14 protein-coding genes are annotated in these 17,010 nt (G+C 71.3%); 6 read left to right on the top strand and 8 right to left on the bottom strand.

The window, feature by feature from the left end; genetic code table 11:
- Positions 1 to 52: 52 nt before the first annotated feature.
- Positions 53 to 580 (bottom strand): alpha/beta fold hydrolase, encoded by a 528-nt coding sequence (locus tag ETD85_RS07595; RefSeq protein ID WP_138688888.1) that lies wholly within the window; start codon positions 578 to 580, stop codon positions 53 to 55.
- Between the two features lie 62 nt (positions 581 to 642).
- Entirely contained in the window at positions 643 to 2,226 is a 1,584-nt protein-coding gene (locus tag ETD85_RS07590; protein WP_138688887.1) for an IucA/IucC family protein, read from the bottom strand.
- Positions 2,227 to 2,305: 79 nt separating this feature from the next.
- Here ETD85_RS07590 and ETD85_RS07585 point away from each other — a divergent pair, with 79 nt between their 5' ends.
- From ETD85_RS07585 to ETD85_RS07570, 4 genes are all read left to right on the top strand, one after another.
- The gene (locus ETD85_RS07585; protein ID WP_138688886.1) at positions 2,306 to 3,874 is read left to right on the top strand and encodes an IucA/IucC family protein; all 1,569 of its coding nucleotides are present in this window, start codon (positions 2,306 to 2,308) and stop codon (positions 3,872 to 3,874) included.
- 122 nt (positions 3,875 to 3,996) lie between these two features.
- Positions 3,997 to 4,767, top strand: a complete 771-nt coding sequence (locus tag ETD85_RS07580; RefSeq protein ID WP_170246552.1) for an STAS domain-containing protein — start codon at positions 3,997 to 3,999, stop codon at positions 4,765 to 4,767.
- A 15-nt stretch (positions 4,768 to 4,782) separates the two neighbouring features.
- The gene (locus tag ETD85_RS07575) at positions 4,783 to 5,808 is read left to right on the top strand and encodes a chemotaxis protein CheB (RefSeq protein WP_138688884.1); all 1,026 of its coding nucleotides are present in this window, start codon (positions 4,783 to 4,785) and stop codon (positions 5,806 to 5,808) included.
- A 28-nt stretch (positions 5,809 to 5,836) separates the two neighbouring features.
- Entirely contained in the window at positions 5,837 to 7,687 is a 1,851-nt protein-coding gene (locus tag ETD85_RS07570; protein WP_138688883.1) for a CheR family methyltransferase, read from the top strand.
- A 13-nt stretch (positions 7,688 to 7,700) separates the two neighbouring features.
- Here the strand turns inward: ETD85_RS07570 and ETD85_RS07565 are convergent, their stop codons facing one another.
- The gene (locus ETD85_RS07565; RefSeq protein ID WP_138688882.1) at positions 7,701 to 8,801 is read right to left on the bottom strand and encodes a sialidase family protein; all 1,101 of its coding nucleotides are present in this window, start codon (positions 8,799 to 8,801) and stop codon (positions 7,701 to 7,703) included.
- A 198-nt stretch (positions 8,802 to 8,999) separates the two neighbouring features.
- Here ETD85_RS07565 and ETD85_RS07560 point away from each other — a divergent pair, with 198 nt between their 5' ends.
- Positions 9,000 to 10,406, top strand: coding sequence for a dihydrolipoyl dehydrogenase family protein (locus tag ETD85_RS07560; protein WP_138688881.1), 1,407 nt, complete (start codon positions 9,000 to 9,002; stop codon positions 10,404 to 10,406).
- A gap of 112 nt (positions 10,407 to 10,518) precedes the next feature.
- Here ETD85_RS07560 and ETD85_RS07555 read toward each other — a convergent pair whose 3' ends face one another.
- From ETD85_RS07555 to ETD85_RS07535, 5 genes are all read right to left on the bottom strand, one after another.
- The gene (locus ETD85_RS07555) at positions 10,519 to 10,980 is read right to left on the bottom strand and encodes an STAS domain-containing protein (RefSeq protein WP_170246551.1); all 462 of its coding nucleotides are present in this window, start codon (positions 10,978 to 10,980) and stop codon (positions 10,519 to 10,521) included.
- A gap of 60 nt (positions 10,981 to 11,040) precedes the next feature.
- A complete protein-coding gene (locus tag ETD85_RS07550; protein WP_138688879.1) occupies positions 11,041 to 11,562 on the bottom strand; it encodes a MarR family winged helix-turn-helix transcriptional regulator in 522 nt (173 codons plus the stop codon).
- A 135-nt stretch (positions 11,563 to 11,697) separates the two neighbouring features.
- Positions 11,698 to 12,075: a VOC family protein gene (locus ETD85_RS07545; RefSeq protein WP_138688878.1), complete on the bottom strand. Its 378-nt coding sequence runs from the start codon at positions 12,073 to 12,075 to the stop codon at positions 11,698 to 11,700.
- 140 nt (positions 12,076 to 12,215) lie between these two features.
- Complete coding sequence (locus ETD85_RS07540; RefSeq protein WP_138688877.1) at positions 12,216 to 13,214, bottom strand: hypothetical protein; 999 nt, start codon at positions 13,212 to 13,214, stop codon at positions 12,216 to 12,218.
- Complete coding sequence (locus ETD85_RS07535; protein ID WP_138688876.1) at positions 13,214 to 14,419, bottom strand: hypothetical protein; 1,206 nt, start codon at positions 14,417 to 14,419, stop codon at positions 13,214 to 13,216. Before ETD85_RS07535 ends, ETD85_RS07540 begins: the two co-directional genes overlap by 1 nt.
- Positions 14,420 to 14,718: 299 nt before the next feature.
- Here ETD85_RS07535 and ETD85_RS07530 point away from each other — a divergent pair, with 299 nt between their 5' ends.
- Positions 14,719 to 16,866, top strand: a complete 2,148-nt coding sequence (locus ETD85_RS07530; protein WP_138688875.1) for a transglycosylase domain-containing protein — start codon at positions 14,719 to 14,721, stop codon at positions 16,864 to 16,866.
- The last annotated feature ends 144 nt before the right edge of the window (positions 16,867 to 17,010 follow it).

The following is a 17,010-nucleotide window of genomic DNA, read 5'->3' as shown; positions in this document are numbered from 1 at the left end:
TTTGTATGTTGTTTGTTTTTTTTTTCAAGCTGTAGACGGCATACGAGATGTCTTAGGGTCTCGTGGGCTCGGAGATGTGTATTATAGACAGGGGCTCGGGTGCGGGTTGCGGCGTGACGGCCATCGCGTATGTCGCCTCGGTGACGCGCAGCATCTCCGCGTACGGCCCCCCGTACGGCGGGAACCCGCCCATGACGAGCGCCGACAGCCGGTCGGTCCTGGTCGCGAGCTGCAGCCCGCTCAGCGCCAGCCACGAATACCCGTAGTACGCGAACCGTCCGGCCCCCGCCGCGTCGGCCACCGCCAGCAGGTCGGCGGCGACGTTGGCGGGCGTGAGCGTGCCGGGCTTGGGCGTGCTCATGACGTGCCCCTGGTAGTCGAAGGCCACGACCCGGAACGTGTCGCGGAGCCCGTCGATGAGCGAGCGCCCGAGCGCCGGGTCCATCCCCCACTTGCTCAGCTCGCCGGCCTGCTCCCCCTCCGCGGGCCGCGGATCGACCGGCAGCAGCACGGCAGGGCCCGAGCCGTGCACCTCCACCTCGATGGTGTTTCCGTCGTGCAGCGTCGCCTCGATCGTCATGGCGCCTCCCCAGGCAGAGCTATCTCAATACACCGTAAAGTATTTGCTCGGAGGAGGATAGCTTATGGCGTAAAGAGTCTCAACGGATTGGGTACGGGCACGCAGCGCATGTCCCCGCCACCGGCGTTCAGCCAGCGCAGGAGCAGGTTGGCCTTGGCCGGGATGTGCTCGGCGGCCAGCAGGTCCCGCAGCTCGGCCGGATCGCCGTACTCCTTGGCGACGGCCTCGAAGACGGCCCTGGCGCGGGTCCACAGCTCGGCCCGCGCGTGCGGATGACGGGCCGCGACGGCGGCGGCGATCTCGCAGAGGTTGTTGGCCAGCAGGCAGTACACCAGCCGCTCCCACGCCTGCGGGCTCCTCAGCAGCGGCGCCTCGGCGGCGTTGAGCAGGCGGTGCCGCTCCGCCACGAGCTTGACACCCTCGTGGTCGCGGAAGATCACCTGTGCCGGGATGCCGCGCACGTCCACGGCGACCAGCACGTTCTGCAGGTGACATTCGAGCACGACGCCGTGTCGCAGGTAGGCGTGCAGGACCGGGGGCACCACGTGGTCGAGGTAGCGCTGCCACCATTCGACCGACTCGTCCTCGCTCAGGCCGTCGAGCGGGTTGCCGGGGAAGCCCTCGCTGACACCCGCCGCCAGCAGCGCCGTCAGGCCGGGCCGCAGGTGCCGCCGCAGCCCGTCGCGGACGATCACCGCCAGCGCCTCGCCGCCGTCCCGGCCCAGGGCGGCGCTGCGGTAGCCGCGGTCGCGCAGCACGGCGGGCCGGGGCACGTGCTCGGGCAGGTCGTCGAACGCCGCACCCAGCCGATCGGCGACCACGGGCAGCCGGCGCAGATCGGTCAGCCAGAGCCGGCGCACGTCGTTCGTGATGCGCACGTCCAGGCTGAACTTGCAGAACAGGTCGGGCTCCGGCAGGTACACCGTGCGGATCGAGGCGGTGGGCCAGGCCGGCGCGGTCGTGACGCCCAGGTGGCGCAGCCGCCCGTGGCGCAGACCGCCCAGGAGCTCCACCTGCCAGGGATGCGCGGGCAGCAGGGCCAGGCCGTCTCCCACGGGCGGGCCGAGCCGGTCCAGCGCGCCCGCGTCCCCCGCCTCGACCAGGTCGGCGGCGGGCACGCCGAGCAGCGTCAGCGGGAAGCTCGCGTGCGCCTCCGGCGAGTACCTGAGCCAGGTGCCCGGCCCGGACCCGCCGCGGGCCTTGGGCGCGGGGTGGTACCGGTGCCCGGCGACGAGGGCCTGCTCGGAACGCAGGTACGGGTCCACGGGCGCCCTGGCCGCCCGCCTGGAGGACAGCAGGGCGGCCATGACGTCCCGGCTGTGCGCGATCTCGGCGAGCAGCGCGTCGTTGGCGACCCCGGTGCCCGCGCGCAGCTCGGCCGCCGCCACGTCGAGCAGGCCGTCCAGCGGCAGCGGGCGCCAGCCGCCGGGCGTGCGCAGCTCCGGCCCGGCGGGGAAGCGGTCACCGCCGGCCCGCAGCACGCGGCCGGTCGCGGGCAGCAGGAAGGCGCCGCGCTCGGGGCCCGCGGGCCTGGCCACCTCACGGATCAGGCAGTTGAGCAGGGCGGTCGTCGCCAGGGCTGCGGCCTGCGCCCACGACTCCTGGTCCGGCCCGGCGGATGGGAGAAGGTCCTCGGTGGATGCCATGGTGACCTGCTCCTACCCTTTGTCCCCATTAGTGCCCACAGGGTAGCTATCAGGCATGCGTCTGGAAATGGGGCTTGATATGCGGCAGTTGGAGGCGGAGTTCGCCGCGCAAGTGGCCGTCGCCTGCCCGGATCTGAGCGCGGGATACGCCGCGGCGCTGCCCGGCGCGCGGGCCGCCGTCCTCGGCCGGCTGTGGCGCGGGCTGCTCTTCGAGCCGCTGCCCGGACTGGCGGCGGGCGGGCCCGAGAAGGAGCCAGGGCGGCATGTCGTCCCGCTGGCCGACGGGCGCAGGCTGGCGGGGCGGGAGCGCCGGCCGTACGACCTGGGGGACGAGCCGGTCGTGTGGCTGGACGGGCACCCCCACACGCATCCCGCCGGGCTGCTGGCCGCGCTCGGCCTGCCCGGCGCCGGCCGGCTGGTCGAGGACCTGGACCACAGCGTCGCCTCGCTGGCGCTCTCCCGCGCCGGAGCCGCCCGGCACGCCTGCGCCGCCGGCACCCTCGCCGACTACGAGCAGAGCGTGGTCGACGGCCACCCCTACCATCCGGGGTGCCGCAACCGGCCGGGCGTCTCCGTGGCCGAGCAGCTCGCGTACATGCCGGAGCACCGCCCCGTCGTCGCCCTCGATCTCGTGGCGCTGCCGGCCGCGAGCTGCCTGGTCTCGGGCCCGTGGCCGGCCTCGCTCATGGACGGCGACCGGCTGCTGCTCCCCGTGCACCCCTGGCAGAGCCGGCATGTCCTGCCGGGGCTGGGCCTGCGCCCGTACGCGACGGGGGCGATCAGGGCCCGGCCGCTGATGTCCGTACGGACTCTCGCCCCGCTCGACGGCGGCCCGCACGTCAAGACGGCGTTCACCACCCGGATGACCTCGGACGTCAGGGACATCTCCCCCGGCTCGGTCCGGGACTGCGTCCCCCTGTCGTGCCTGCTCGCCGTGCTGTCCGCGCGGCTGGGCGGCCGGCCGCGCATCGCCCGATACCTGGCGGGAGCCGCGGGCGCGGTGGACGGAGAGCACAGCGCCGACCTGTCGGCCATGCTGCGCGAGCCCGCGTCCACCGCCACCGGCGAGACGGTGCTCCCGGTCGCCGCGCTCACCCCGGCGATGGTGCGCGAGCCCGTCTCCTGGCTGCGGGCGTTCGCCCGCCTGGCCCTGGCGGACGCCCTGGGGATGCTGGCGCTCGGGGTGGCGCTGGAGGCGCACGGCCAGAACCTGCTCGTCGCCCTCGGCGGGGACGGCCTGCCGTCGCGGCTGGTCTACCGGGACCTGGCCGACGTCAGGATCAGCCCCGCCAGGCTGGCCCGCAACGGTTTCGAGGTGCCGCCCGTGAGCGCCAGGCTGCTCAGCGACGACCCCGGCGTGCTGCACGCCAAGCTTTTCGGCTCACTCATCGGCACCACTTTCGGCAGCCTGATCTCCCTTTTCGGGCGGGGTGACCGAGCCACCGAATCGCGGCTCTGGGAGGTCGTGGCCGGTGCCGCGCGGCAGGCGTTCGAGGGCCTTCCCTCCACCCCGGACGTGCGCGCCGACCGCGCGGCCCTGTTCGGGGGCTCCATCACGGTGAAGGCCCATCTCCTCGCCCAGCTCGAAGGCGCTCCTCCCGGCGGCGGCTGGACACCGATAGACAATCCGCTCGCCGGCCCGATATGACCGCACCTCCTTATCCCAAGCGCCTGGTTCTTTGGGCGACAGGGGAGGAGTATGGAGCCGAGCCCGGCTTCTGCCATCGCGCCAGGCGTTGGTCGCGTAACGGTGGAAAAGGAGCGCCTTTCATGATGCAACTGTCGGTGCGACTCGTTCCCGTCGGCGACACCACGCTGGTGATCGCGCTGACCGGTGAGCTCGACTCGACGACCGTGCCGGTGCTGGCCGCCTTTCTCGACCCGCTGCCCCAATCCCCGGTGAAATATGTGGTCGTCGCGGCGGGAGATCTCTGGTTCTGCGACATGAACGGGCTCAAACAACTCTCGGTCACGCACCACGCGTTGCTGTCGAAGGGCGGCCACCTGTCCGTGGCCGAGGCCCAGCCGCCGCTGCGGCGTCTCATCGGGCTGATGTCGGCGCAGATCCAGCCGGAGATCCCGGTCTACGACTGCATGCCGGAAGCCCTCGCGGCCACCGACGTCGAGATCTACGAGGCGGCTGCTCCCCCCGTGCCCGTGCGCCGCCACCTGCCGCGCGTGCGCAACCTGCACCGGGCGGAGCCCAGCAACGCCCGCCGCCCGTCGGTCCGCCGCGCGCCGCCGCCCCCCGAGCCCTCTCCTCAGCTGCCGATCCTCGACCGGACCCGGGCGATGCATCAGCAGCTCGATCGCCAGCGGCAGCTCATGGGCCGCCAGATCGACCGGCTGAGTGCGACCCGCCTGCGGCTGATCTCCGCCCGTGAGCGTTGCGACGACAGCCTGGAGACCATGCTCACCAGCCTCATGACGGCGCGGTCCATCGTGAGCCGCCCGGTCGGGGGGTCCACCGTGAGCCGCACGTCGTGGATCCGGCTGTCCGACAGTGCCCGCACCGACCCCGGGCCCGATCGGCGAACATGATGTCGCTCGCGCTGGATGGGCGATGAAGATGTGAAGGCCGCAGGACGTGACCTGGTCGTGGTCGCCGCCTCTGCGGGTGGTGTGGAGCCGCTGCGCGTCCTGCTCCGCGGGCTGCCGGCGGATCTGCCGGCCGCCGTGCTGGTGGTCCTGCACGTGCCGCCGCAGGGCGGCAGCGTGCTGGCGAGCATCCTCGATCGGGCAGGCCCGCTCAGGGCGGCCCCCGCGGAAGAGGGGGAAACCCTGCGGCCCGGCCGGATCTACGTCGCCCGTCCCGACTATCACCTGCTCGTGCAGCGCGGCGAGATCCGCCTGTCACGGGGCCCGCAGCAGAACGGGCACCGGCCGGCGGCCGACCCCCTGTTCATGAGCGCCGCGCTGGACGCCGGGTCACGGGCGGCGGCCGTGGTGCTGAGCGGCACCCTCGACGACGGGGCCAGAGGGTGCGAAGTGATCGATCGGCACGGGGGCGCGGTCGCCGTGCAGAGCCTCGACGAGTGCGCCTTCCCCGGCATGCCCACGGCGGCCAAGGCGGCGGTGCCGGACGCGGAGTCCCTGCCCGTAAGCGAGCTCGCGGCCTGGATCCGGCGGGAGAGCCGCACGCCCGTCCAGGCGGCGGACGAGATCCACGACGACGTCACGGCGCGAGAGATCAGGCTGCTGCTGAGGGAGGCGCCGACGGTGGGCGACCCCGGCGGGGAGCTCACCTCGCTCCGCTGCCCCGGGTGCGACGGCCCCGTCTATGAGCAGAAGGGCCAGGGCCCCTCCCGCTACATCTGCCGGGTCGGCCACGCCTGGTCGGCCAGCAGCATGGTCAGCGCGCAGGCGGACGCCGTGGAGCGGGCCCTGTGGGTCGCCGTCCAGCGGCTGGAGGAGCGGCTGCGGGTGCTCGGCCGCATGCGCCGGTCGGCCGAGAAGCACAGGCAGAAGGTGACCCTGCATCACCTCCGTGACGAGGAAGAACGCACCCGCGAAGCGCTGGAAACCATTCGTACGCTGCAAGCGGGCATCGGGCGTAGCGGTGACACGTTGCTGTCGGACTAGACGGCGCGTAGCGGCGTAGTCTTCCGTTGTGACGACAGCGGAAGAGCGTGAGTTCGACGACCTACTCCTTCTGCTCAAGGAGACACGCGGCTTCGATTTCACGGGATACAAACGCAATACACTTATTCGGCGCATCGCCCGTCGGCTCGAAGCGCTGAAGTTGCACGACTACGGCGAATATCGTGATCTGCTCGAATTGCAGCCCGATGAATTCACCCGTCTTTTCGACAGCCTGTTGATCAACGTCACCAGCTTCTTCAGGGATCCGCCCGCCTGGCAACGGCTGCGCGAGACGATCCTGCCTCCCATGCTCGATCGAGCGGCGACGGGCGGGCCCATCAGGGTGTGGAGCGCCGGGTGCGCGACCGGCGAGGAGGCCTACACCCTGGCCATGGTGCTGGCCGAGGAGCTGGGGGTGGACGCGTTCCGCGATCGGGTGAAGATCTACGGCACGGATCTCGACGAGAAGTCGCTCCAGACCGCCAGGGCGGGCGTCTACGCCGAGAGGACCGTCGCGGACGTGCCGTCCGGGTTGCGCGAGAAATACTTCGAGACGGTCCCGAACGGTTATGCCTTCCGCCGCGACCTACGCCGCCAGCTGATCTTCGGGTGCAACGACCTCACCCACGACGCCCCGATCTCCCGGGTGGACCTGCTGCTGGCCCGCAACACGCTGATGTACTTCAACACGGAGACGCAGCACAACGTCATCAACCGGTTCCACTTCGCGCTGACCGACCCGGGCTTCCTGTTCCTCGGCAAGGCCGAGATGCTGCTCAACCACAGTGACAAGTTCCAGCCGGTGGATCTTCGCATGCGCCTGTTCAGGAAACTCGTGGTGAACAGCCACGGCCACCGGTCGGTCTGGGCCGCCCAGACCACGATCCCCGACCTCGTCTCGCGCCTGCCCGCGCTGGCGTCCGTCGCGCTGACGTCAGGGCCGGTGGCGCACTTCGTCGTGGACCTCCCGGGCAACCTGGCGCTGGCCAACTCCGAGGCCGAGGCGTTGTTCGACCTCGACGCCCGCGACATCGGGCGGCCCTTCCAGGACCTGGCGGTCTCCTACCAGCCCGTGGAGCTGCGCTCGATCATCGAGCGGGCCCGCCGCGAGCTGCAGCCGATCGAGATCCAGGGCGTGCTCTGGCGCCGCGCCGGCACGCCGGACGGCTGTGTCTTCGACGTCTCCGTCATCCCTCTGCTGACGTCGTCGCAGCTGGTGGGGATCAGCATCCACTTCCACGACGTCACCCGCTACCGCAAGCTCAGAGACGAGCTGGAGCTGGCCAACAGGCAGCTAGAACAGGCCTACGAGGAGCTCCAGTCGCTCAACGAGGAGCTGGAGACCACCAACGAAGAGCTCCACTCCACCAACGAGGAGCTGGAGACCACCAACGAAGAGCTCCAGTCCACCAACGAGGAGCTCGAGACGATGAACGAGGAGCTGCAGTCCACCAATGACGAGCTGCAGCACATCAACGACGCCCTGACGACTCGCACGATCGAGCTCGGCGAGGTCAACGGGTTCGTCTCCTCCCTGGTCCGCAGCCTGGGCGACGCCGTGGTGGTGCTGGACGACGAGCTGCGGGTGATCGTCTGGAGCCCGGGAGCCGAGGAGCTGTGGGGGGTCCGCGCCGACGAGGCCGTGGGCACGCCGCTCGCGGCCCTCGACATCGGCCTGCCGTTCGACGCGCTCGCCCCGCGCCTGCGGGCCACGCTGGCCGGCGGATTCGCCGCGCCGGAGAACCAGGGCCTGGTGCTCGACGCCGTCAACCGCAGAGGCCGGCCGACGCCGCTCACCGTGCAGCTGTCCCACCTGCGCACGGAGAACAACCTGGTCCACGGCCTGATCCTGGTGATGGACGTCCTCGACCCGAAGTGACCGCCGGCCAGCCTTACGGGACGAGCTCGGCGATGGGCACGCGGCGGAAGGCGATGCTCTCGTACGGGCCGAAGCTCCCGGTCTCGAACAGCAGCCCCACGGTGTCGCCGTCCACCCTGACCAGGTCGGAGTAGGCCGCCGGCAGCCCCGACACCGTGTGCACGGCCCGCCAGGTGACGCCCAGGTCGTCGCTGGCCCGTACCGTCATCAGCGCCCGGGCATCGGGCGCCGCGGGTCCGGAGAACAGCAGCACGTCCGGCGACCCGCACCACAGCACGCTGCCTTCCACCACCGGTCCCGTCAGCCCGGCCTGCGGGCGGAAGGGCGGCTCCAGGGTCTGGCCGCCGTCGGCCGACCAGGCGTCGCACCTCGTGCCGGGGGCGGTGGAGTCGGTGCGGGCGTTGACGTAGACGCGCCCGTCCGGCAGCTCGGTGCCGGTGGTCTCGTTGACGTTGAGGTAGCCGTCGGGATTGTCGTCGATGTAGCCGATCCGCCAGGTCCGGCCGCCGTCGTCGCTGAGCAGCGCGTGGCCGCCGTCGTACTTGCCCTCGGTGCCGTTGTCGCCGCCGGCCGGCGGCAGCGAGTGGTTGGCGGGCACCACGATCCGCCCGGCGTGCGGCCCCTGCCGCAGCACGACCGCGTGGCCCGGCGTGGTCGCGTACCAGCGCCACTCGGGTCGCTTCACGCTGCCGGTGATCTCCGCCGGCGTGGACCAGGTGACCCCGTCGTCCTGGCTCACCGTGACGAACACCCGCCGCCCGGCGTCCGCCGCGACCTGGCCGCGCCTGATCTTCTCCTCCGTGGCCGCCGGCCCCTGCCGGACGAAGACGAGGACGATCCGGCCGTCGGCCAGGACCACGGGCGCGGGGTTGCCGGCCGCGCCGCGGCGCGGCTCCACGGCCACCACCTGCAGGCCGCCCCACGTCCTGCCGCCGTCGGCCGATCGCCTGAGCACCAGGTCGATGTGCCCGGAGTCCCCGGCCGAGCCGCGCCTGCCCTCCGCGAACGCCAGCACCGTGCCGGCCGCGGTCACCACCGCCGCGGGGATCCGGTAGGTGTGGTAGCCATCCGTCGCCTGCCGGTACGGCACCGACGTGGGGTAGCGATCCGCCATGCCGGCACGCTACGGCCCCCGGGTTAACGGCCTCCGACCTACGGCGTACGTGAAGACGAATGAGGTGATCGTGATCATGGAGTCCGTCCGCCGTCCGACGCCTCCTGAGCCGTGCGCGACGCCTCCCGGGCGGTGCCCGTGCCCGCCGGCCTGGCGTGAGAGAGTGCTTGTCATAGGCGAGTGCTTCTGGAGGCTGGGGTGGCTGACGAGTTCGACGTCATCGTGATCGGCGCGGGTCCCGCCGGTGAGAACGTCGCGGATCGGGCCGTGCGCGGCGGGCTGACCGCGGCGATCGTCGAGGAGCGCCTGGCCGGCGGCGAGTGCTCCTACTGGGCCTGCGTGCCGAGCAAGGCGCTGCTGCGGCCGATCGATCTGGCCGGCGAGGTGGGCAGGGTCCCCGGGCTCTCGCTCGGGGACATCGACGTCGACGCCGTGCTGACCCGGCGCGACGAGGCCGTGTCGCACTTCGACGACTCCGGGCAGGTGCGGTGGATCGAGGGCGTGCCGGCCGAGTTCGTCCGCGGGCGCGGGCGGCTGGACGGCGAGCGCCGGGTGCGCGTCGCGACCGCGGACGGCGGCGAGCGGGTGCTGACCGCCAGGCAGGCCGTCGTGCTCGCGACCGGCAGCACGGCGCTGGTCCCGCCGGTGCCGGGGCTGGCCGAGGCGGCGCCGTGGACCAGCCACGAGGTGACCGCGACCAGCAAGATCCCCGAGCGGCTCGCGGTGCTCGGCGGCGGCGTGGTCGCCTGCGAGATGGCCCAGGCCATGCACGGGCTCGGCGCCCGGCAGACCACCGTGCTGGTGCGCGGCGGCCGGCTGCTGGGCCGGATGGAGCCGTTCGCCGGCGACCTGCTCGCCGAGTCGTTCGCCGAGGCCGGGATCGACGTGCGCACCCACACCGACGTGGTGCGGGTCGAGCGCCCCGAGCCCGGCGGGAAGGTGACGGTGCACCTGTCCGACGGGCCGCCGCTGGAGGCGGACGAGCTGCTGGTGGCCACCGGCCGCCGGGCCGCCACGGGCAACCTGGGGCTCGGCACCGTGGGCCTGCCCGACAACGCTCCCGTCGAGGTGGACGACAGCCTGCGCGCGACCGGGGTCCCCGGCGGCTGGCTCTACGCCGTGGGCGACGTCAACGGCCGCGTGCTCCTCACCCACATGGGCAAATACCAGGCCAGGATCTGCGGTGACGTGATCGCCGCCCGCGCGCGCGGCGACGAGCTGCCCGCGATGCGCGACCTCGCGGGCGGCTACGGCGCGCCCCAGGTCGTCTTCACCGATCCGCAGCTCTGCGCGGTCGGCCGCAGCGAGAAGGAGGCCAGGGACGCCGGCTTCCGCGTACGCGCGGTCGAGTACGACATGGGCTCGGTCACCGGCGCCTACCTCATGGGCGACGGCTATCGCGGCCGGGCCAAGGCGGTCGTGGACGAGGACAGGAAGGTGCTGCTCGGCGTCACGTTCGCCGGTCCTGGGGTGGCCGAGCTGCTGCACTCCGCCACGATCGCGGTGACCGGGGAGGTGCCGCTCGACCGGCTCTGGCACGCCGTGCCCGCCTTCCCGACGGTGAGCGAGATCTGGCTGCGGCTGCTGGAGACGTACGGGCTCTGACCTGGGGCTCCGCCAGGTTTGCCCGCAAGCGGGCGGCTGGGGGTGGATGATGGATCGGGACACGGCCGTCGCCCACCGCCGGCTGCCTGCCCGAAGGCGCAGATCGTCGCGCTCAGTCGCGACTTGCCGGCCCGTTCACACCCATGACGCCCGTCGCTCCGATCGTGTTGCCTCCCAGGATGCCCGAGCCGCCCAGATTGCCGGCGGCCTCCGCCTGCACCATCAGCTCCGCCACGGTCTCCTCGACGCTCCCGCGCAGCTCCACGTGCGACAGCAGGTCCGTGAGCCGCAGCACCGACATCAGGTGCTCCGACGGGTTGACCAGGATGATCCGGCCACTCGATTCCTCCTCCATTCTCTGCATCACCATGGCGAGCACGCCGATGACCGAGGAGTCGTAGAAGTTCAGCTCACTCAGGTCGAACACGAAGACGGGGCCCGGGGACCAGTCCCATACATCGTTGATGCGAGCGCTGAACCTGACCCGGCCCGCGTGGTCGAGCTCGCCGCTGGCGCGCAGGACAGTGCAGTGCACGTGCCTGATCGTCTCGATGCGCAAGCTGCGTTTGCCCACAATGTCCAACTTCCCCATGAGCGGCGATATCACAGAGGATCACGAATTTTCCCCCAGCTATTACGCCTCGCGCCTCCCTCCGTCCCCCGAAGAGCCCCCGAGCGGGCCGTCGAGCAGCCTGCGGAGAATCCCGGCGAGCGTCTCCGCGTCCTCGGGGCCGAGCGGCGCGGCCAGGCGGGCCAGGTTCGCGGCGTGCTCGGTGAGCGTCTCGTCGATGATCCGCAGCCCCTCGTCGGTCAGCCGGACGCGGAAGCTGCGCCGATCGGCCGGGTCGAGGCTGCGCTCGACCAGCCCGGCGGCCTCCAGCCGGTCGAGCCGGTTGGTCATGCCGGCCCGCGACATCATCAGCACCGCCGACAGCTCCGACGGGATCAGCGTGTACGGGGGCCCGGCCCTGCGCAGCGCGGCCAGCACGTCGAACTCGCCCTGGCGCAGCCCGCGCTTGGTGAAGACCTGGTCGACGCGCGGCTCCAGCAGCCGCATCACCTGGGCCAGCCGCCCGAAGACGCCCATGGCCGACAGGTCGAGGTCGGGCCGCTCACGCCGCCACTGATCGAGGATCCTGTCGATAGCGTCGCCCATGACCCCGCATCCTATTCACGCCGGATTATCTGACCCCGTACTACCCGCGGGCGGGTCCCGTGGCCGGGCCCGTCGCAGGGCCATGGCCGGCGCCGTAGCCGGGGCCGGTCCCGGGGTGGCGGCGAGCGCCTTGCGTCAGAGCGGGGCGAGGCGAGCCTTGAGCAGGCAGAACTCGTTGCCTTCCGGATCGGCGAGCACGTACCAGGGCTCCTCCCCGGTCTGGCCGACGTCGGCGTGCCGGGCCCCGGCGGCCAGGAGGCGTTCGAGCTCGGCATCCTGATCGCGGTCGGTGGCGTTGACGTCGATGTGCAGCCGGAGCTGCCCCTTGTCCGGCGCGTCGTCGCGGCTGAGGATGATCGTCGGCTGCGCGCCGCCGAACCCTTCGCGCGGCCCTATCTCGATGTCGTCCCCCTCGCGATCGAGCTCCACGAAATCCAGGACCTCGCACCAGAACCGCGCCAGCGCCTCAGGGTCGCGGCAGTTGAGCACGAGCTCGCTGATACGGCATGCCATTGACGGAACCTGCTTTCAGCGTGGGGACCTGTCCGGGTGGCCGCGCGCGGATCTCATGGCGCCCCGCAGTGCGGACACTCTCGCGACCGTACCGGGCGAAACGAGCAGGAGCGAGGCGATTTCCGGCGTCGAGACCTGCACTACTGGTCGGTGCCGGACTCCAGCGTGGGCACAGCCCCGGGGGACGGTGCCATCAGCACCAGCAGCGGCGAGCCCACCGGGCTGGGCAGCTCCAGCTCGGTGACGTTGCCCTGCACGCTGTGCCCCAGCGCGGCCACCTCCCCGTCCCTGATGCTGAGGATCCGCTCCACGGCCGGCGCCGCCGCGCCGAGCAGCTTCCTCGTGGCGTGCCGCAGCCAGCGCAGCTCGCTGTTCATGCGCCGCCACGTCGCCGGGATGACGCTCGCCGATTCGGCCTTGGTGCCCAGCCTGAGCTTGATCCGCCCGCTCGATCCGAAGGTGTCCTTCAGCACCGGGTTGACCACGAACATGCCCGAGCGCAGCGGTCGCACGCCCTGCCGGTTGAGGTTGGCCAGGCCGCCGCCGCTGATCAGCGAGGAGAACTCGCAGCGCGAGCCGTCGAGGGTGTCGGGGTCGAAGTCGACCGCCGGGACCTCCTCGAACACGACCTTGTCCAGCCGCAGCCCCGCCACGCCGTCGGGCGCGACGCGACCGGCCACGGCCTGGAGCACCTCCTCGGCGACGCCGTCGCCTTCCGTGATGTCGAGCGCCTCGACGCAGATCAGGCCGTCGTCGGGGATCTCCGCAGGGGTCAGGTCGAAGGCCACCCTGGCGTGCGCCTTCTTGCCCCGCAGCAGCACGCACTGGCGCAGGCCCCCCTGGGAGCGGATCTGCACCAGCCGCGGCAGCGTGGTCGCGGGCTCGGTCCTGCCGGTGTGCCAGCCGCTGACGGAGCGCTCGTCCGTGGACAGCGACAGCAGCACCCGCAGCGGCCGCCCCTGCGAGGAGACCTTGAAGCCGGCCAGCCCGGAGGTCTCGAACCTGCCCACGATCTGGCTGCCCCGGTGCAGCCGGTCGGTCACCTGCAACGAGGGGACCTGCCCGCTGAGCAGGTGCACGGGCGGGATCGCGGGAAGGATCACCTGGTCGAATTCGGTGCTGGATCCTGCGCTGCTCATCAGCTGCTCCTCGCGGGGGTGAGTGTCGTTACCAGTCCTGCCGGGTCGCGGAAGTCGAATCGGGACAGCACGGGCTCGCGCCTGTCCCACATGCGGCGCAGCGCGCCGTAGAGAGGGTCGCCGTCGCGCTCCACGTGCTCCAGGGTGACGGCGAGCGTCCGTACGTAGTCCGTGCCGTGCTCCCAGTGCGGCAGGAGCTGGGTGGGCACGTCAGCGGCGCAGCGGCGCAGCCAGAGCCACAGGCGGGCGCGCTCGCGCTGCTCCGGCCCGAGGATGGAGCCGCCCTTGGCGTGCCTGGCGATGGCCTCGCCGAGCAGCGCGCGGTGCTCGGACGGCGAGCGCGTGACGTGCGTGGCGCCGCAGACGCTGCCCTCCGACCAGCCCGCCTGGATGACGGGGATGCCGAACGCGGGCAGGTCGCTGTCCCTGAACGTGACGCCCACGTCCGCCAGGCTCCAGAGGATGTTCGTGGACAGGGCCCCGGTCACGCATCTGATCCGGGGACTGGCGGGCGCGACGGGGTCGAGGAACAGCCAGTTCGCCGACTCGTCCGACGCGGCGTACTCGACGGTCGCGTCGAACAGCTCCGCGTCCTCGCCCGGCGTGTGGCCGAACACCGCGATCGCCGGCCGGTCGGGATCGAGCCCCAGGCGGGCGCATCCGTAGTGGCGCAGCTGGCGGCGCTCCGTCTCCGTGTGGATCTGGTAGCCGCTCTTCGCCCGCCAGGCCACCCGCTCGGCGCCGGCCCTGATGGCGTGCCGGTGCGGCCAGACGTGCCGCTCGAAGAACGCGCCGACCCGGCCGGGCAGCTCCTCGTGGAAGCCGCACGGCCCGTCCTCGGGGAACACCGCGTACGCCTTCAGCGACCCGGTCCCGTGGACGTGGACGACCGGGATGTCCCTGCGCGCACCGGGCTCCACCTTGCTGGTGACCAGCGCGGCGGGCACCGGCGCGGAGCGCAGGTCACGCTCGGCGCCGAACGCCTCGGCCAGCCTGCGCCACTCGGCGCCGGCCTGCACCACCAGCCGCGCCGAGAGCAGCTCGCAGAGCGCCCTGGCCGTCAGCAGCGTCCGCAGGACGACCCTGATGTCCTCCCCGGACAGCTCGGCCACGACGCAGCGCGATCCGGTGGGGGCCTGTCCCCAGCAGGTCCTGGCGGCGGACAGCAGCCGTTCGACGTGCTCGCCGTCCCCGACACGACGCATAAGACCCTCCACCCCCGAGGCCGGCTAGAAACGCCCTCGTAGAGGCTGCCAGAAGGGCCGGTGGACGCCCGGCGGTCAACACGCTTCTTTGCCCGCCCATGGCAGAAACTGAGCGGGTACCACAGCCGGCACGCCTGCCCCGCGCGCCACGAACCCTCTGCTATAGCGGCGAATCCGGCAAAAACCCGGCTTCCGGCCTGAACAAACAGGGTGCTTCGTGGGTCCAAGGTTTTACATGGAGCACGTCATGGTGGGGTTTAGGATGCACCCTATTACCACGAGGGGAAGGTATTGCCAGCATGAGTTCCCGTTTGTCGAGTATCGCGCGCCTGACCGGGGCAGCGGTGGCAGCCGGCGTGGTGGCCGCGGCCATCGCTCTGCCGGCGGTCGGCGGCACCGGAGCGATGTTCGTCTCGGCATCGGAGGACCTCGGCATCAAACCTGAGGAGCTCACGGAGCCCCCGCTCGCGGAGAAGACGACGGTGCTCGACGCCAAGGGCAACCAGATCGCGCAGTTCTACGAGGAGTACCGCGAGAACGTCACTCTCGCCGAGGTCTCCGACACCATGAAGAAAGCCATCATCTCGATCGAGGACTACCGCTTCTACGAGCACGGCGCGATCGACATCGAGGGCACCATGCGCGCCCTGGCGAAGAACCTGAGCTCGGGCGGCATCGCCCAGGGCGGCTCCTCCATCACCCAGCAGTACGTCAAGCAGGTGCTGCTCAACTCGGCGACCAGCGAGAAGGAGAAGAACGCGGCCCTGGAGGCCAGCTACGCGCGCAAGCTCAAGGAGCTGCGTTACGCGATGGCCGTCGAGAAGAAGTACACCAAGGACCAGATCCTGGAGAAGTACCTCAACATCGCCTACTTCGGCGCGGGCGCCTACGGAGTCGAGGCGGCGGCCAAGCGCTTCTTCGGCGTGAACGCCTCCGAGCTGACCCTCGCTCAGGCCGCCACCCTCGCCGGCGCCGTGCAGGATCCCAACGCCACGGACCCCAACCTGGGCAAGTCCCACCGGGCCCAGCTGCTCAACCGGCGCAACGTCGTGCTCAACCGGATGGCCGAGCTGAAGAAGATCACGCCGGAGGAGGCCGCCGAGGCCAAGGCCAAGAAGCTCGGCTACAAGGGCACCCCGCTGCCCGGCGGCTGCGGTGCCAGCCCGTACCCGTACTTCTGCATGTACGTCCGCAACGAGATCCTCAGCAACACGGTCTTCGGCAAGACGAAGAAGATCAGGACCCAGTTCCTCAACCGGGGCGGCCTGACGATCCAGACCACGATCGACCCGAAGATGCAGAAGGCCGCCGAGGAGGCCATCAAGAAGCACGTGCACGTCTCGGACAACCCGGTCGCCTCCGAGGCCCTGGTCGAGCCCGGCACGGGCGAGATCAAGGCGATGGCCGCCAGCCGCAAGTACGGCCAGTCCAAGCGCAAGCACGAGATGTCGTACAACGTGGTGGCCGACGCCGTCCACGGCGGCGGCATCGGCTTCCAGGCCGGCTCGACGTTCAAGACCTTCACCCTGCTCACCGCGCTCAAGCAGGGCATGAAGATCAACGACGGTTTCACCGTCGGCCAGGGCTACCGGGCCCCCTACTACTCCACGTTCAAGAACTGCAAGGGCGAGAACATCGCCGACCCGACCTTCACCGTCACCAACGACGAGGGCGGCGGCGGCTTCAAGTCGCTGGCCACCGGCACCTGGGGCTCGGTCAACACCTTCTTCATGACGCTGGAGCAGAAGGTCGGCCTGTGCAACGTGATCCAGACGGCCAAGTCGCTGGGCATCAAGCGGGCCGACGGGAACCCGCTGCAGGAGTTCTCGACGTTCACGCTCGGCATCAACGAGATGGACCCGGTGACCGTCGCCAACGCCTACGCCGCCATCGGCGCCCGCGGCAAGTACTGCGCGCCCATGGCCATCACCAAGATCACGGAGCGTGACGGCAAGGTCCGCAACTACGAGCCGAAGTGCAAGCAGGCGTTCGACGAGGAGGTCGCGGACGCCGCGGCGAACATCCTGTCGGGCGTGTTCACCAAGGGCACGATGCGGGGCGTCGGCGGCATCGGCCGCCCGGCCGCCGGCAAGACCGGCACCACGGACGCCCAGTCCACGGCCTGGTTCGCCGGGTTCACCCCCGACCTGGCGGGTGCGGTCAGCATCGGCGACCCTCGCGGCGCGGTCACGCACAAGCTCAACAACATCACCATCGGCGGCCGCTACTACGGGTCGGTCTTCGGCGCCTCCGTGCCCGGGCCGATCTGGAAGGACACCATGATGGCCGCGCTGAAGGGCACGCCGCCGACGGCCTTCACCCCGGTCGACACCGCCCGTTTCGGCGGCTGCGGCCAGAGCTGCGGCCCCGTACGCCCGCAGCCCGACAGGGACGACGACTCCGACGGCGAGCTCGAGGACACCGACATCGGCACCATCCAGGACTGATCTCGGCCGGGCCCGGACGGACGTTCCGCGGCCACCTGGTCACCAACCTTTTCGCCATGCCCGGCAGGACGGCCGGGCATGGCGGCCCGGTTCCGGGGACGGCCGGCGCGCGGGCAGCAGGTTTCCAGGTAGTCGGATACGGCG

This window comes from Nonomuraea zeae (genome assembly GCF_005889725.1).
Classification (GTDB): Bacteria; Actinomycetota; Actinomycetes; order Streptosporangiales; family Streptosporangiaceae; genus Nonomuraea; species Nonomuraea zeae.
This window is presented reverse-complemented; position numbering and strand designations above follow the sequence as displayed.

Bases quoted from the DNA above. Each gene is read 5' to 3' on its own strand.
- ETD85_RS07595 (WP_138688888.1), bottom strand. From the start codon at position 580: ATGACGATCGAGGCGACGCTGCACGACGGAAACACCATCGAGGTGGAG.
- ETD85_RS07590 (WP_138688887.1), bottom strand. From the start codon at position 2,226: ATGGCATCCACCGAGGACCTTCTCCCATCCGCCGGGCCGGACCAGGAG.
- ETD85_RS07585 (WP_138688886.1), top strand. From the start codon at position 2,306: ATGCGGCAGTTGGAGGCGGAGTTCGCCGCGCAAGTGGCCGTCGCCTGC.
- ETD85_RS07580 (WP_170246552.1), top strand. From the start codon at position 3,997: ATGATGCAACTGTCGGTGCGACTCGTTCCCGTCGGCGACACCACGCTG.
- ETD85_RS07575 (WP_138688884.1), top strand. From the start codon at position 4,783: ATGGGCGATGAAGATGTGAAGGCCGCAGGACGTGACCTGGTCGTGGTC.
- ETD85_RS07565 (WP_138688882.1), bottom strand. From the start codon at position 8,801: ATGGCGGATCGCTACCCCACGTCGGTGCCGTACCGGCAGGCGACGGAT.
- ETD85_RS07550 (WP_138688879.1), bottom strand. From the start codon at position 11,562: ATGGGCGACGCTATCGACAGGATCCTCGATCAGTGGCGGCGTGAGCGG.
- ETD85_RS07545 (WP_138688878.1), bottom strand. From the start codon at position 12,075: ATGGCATGCCGTATCAGCGAGCTCGTGCTCAACTGCCGCGACCCTGAG.
- ETD85_RS07540 (WP_138688877.1), bottom strand. From the start codon at position 13,214: ATGAGCAGCGCAGGATCCAGCACCGAATTCGACCAGGTGATCCTTCCC.
- ETD85_RS07535 (WP_138688876.1), bottom strand. From the start codon at position 14,419: ATGCGTCGTGTCGGGGACGGCGAGCACGTCGAACGGCTGCTGTCCGCC.
- ETD85_RS07530 (WP_138688875.1), top strand. From the start codon at position 14,719: ATGAGTTCCCGTTTGTCGAGTATCGCGCGCCTGACCGGGGCAGCGGTG.